This window comes from Photobacterium makurazakiensis (genome assembly GCF_050336715.1).
Lineage (GTDB): Bacteria > Pseudomonadota > Gammaproteobacteria > Enterobacterales > Vibrionaceae > Photobacterium > Photobacterium makurazakiensis.
The window spans coordinates 1-751 of record NZ_JAKJSJ010000150.1; the positions used below are offsets into that span (position 1 = coordinate 1).

The window sequence follows — 751 nt, forward strand, 5'->3', positions numbered from 1 at the left end:
ATTCGAACCTGTGACCCCATCATTCGAACCTGTGACCCCATCATTATGAGTGATGTGCTCTAACCAGCTGAGCTACGTAGCCATCTTTAGATGCTGATCGTAAAATCAACAACTCAAAATATGGCAGGTCTACCTGGATTCGAACCAGGGGATGGCGGCATCAAAAGCCGCTGCCTTACCGCTTGGCGATAGACCTRCAGATGCTCTTTTCAGAGACTTTGCCAATTAGAGAGAATGGTGCGGAAGGAGAGACTTGAACTCTCACACCTTGCGGCGCCAGAACCTAAATCTGGTGCGTCTACCAATTCCGCCACTTCCGCATTTTTTGTGCTGTTACCAGCTGTATCTCTAATTGTATTTTTCAAATCGAAAATTGGTAAATTCGATTTRAAGAATAATGGTGCGGAAGGAGAGACTTGAACTCTCACACCTTGCGGCGCCAGAACCTAAATCTGGTGCGTCTACCAATTCCGCCACTTCCGCATACTTATCGTAAAGCTCAATAAAGAGTTAAACGCTAAGTTAAATATGGCAGGTCTACCTGGATTCGAACCAGGGGATGGCGGCATCAAAAGCCGCTGCCTTACCGCTTGGCGATAGACCTACARATGCTCTTTTCAGAGACTTTGCCAATTAGAGAGAATGGTGCGGAAGGAGAGACTTGAACTCTCACACCTTGCGGCGCCAGAACCTAAATCTGGTGCGTCTACCAATTCCGCCACTTCCGCATTTTTTGTGCTGTTACCAGCTG

At 47.3% G+C, this 751-nt stretch carries 5 tRNA genes; all 5 read right to left on the reverse strand.

Annotation, left to right across the window (positions count from 1 at the left end):
- Positions 1-121: 121 nt before the first annotated feature.
- The 5 genes from L4D09_RS28820 to L4D09_RS28840 all read right to left on the reverse strand — a co-directional run bounded on the left by L4D09_RS28820 (position 122) and on the right by L4D09_RS28840 (position 728).
- A tRNA-Gln gene (locus L4D09_RS28820) sits at positions 122-196 on the reverse strand.
- Positions 197-235: 39 nt separating this feature from the next.
- Positions 236-320 (reverse strand) — tRNA-Leu (locus L4D09_RS28825).
- 78 nt (positions 321-398) lie between these two features.
- Positions 399-483: transfer RNA gene (locus L4D09_RS28830), tRNA-Leu, on the reverse strand.
- Positions 484-529: 46 nt separating this feature from the next.
- A tRNA-Gln gene (locus L4D09_RS28835) sits at positions 530-604 on the reverse strand.
- A gap of 39 nt (positions 605-643) precedes the next feature.
- Positions 644-728 (reverse strand) — tRNA-Leu (locus L4D09_RS28840).
- Between the last annotated feature and the right edge of the window lie 23 nt (positions 729-751).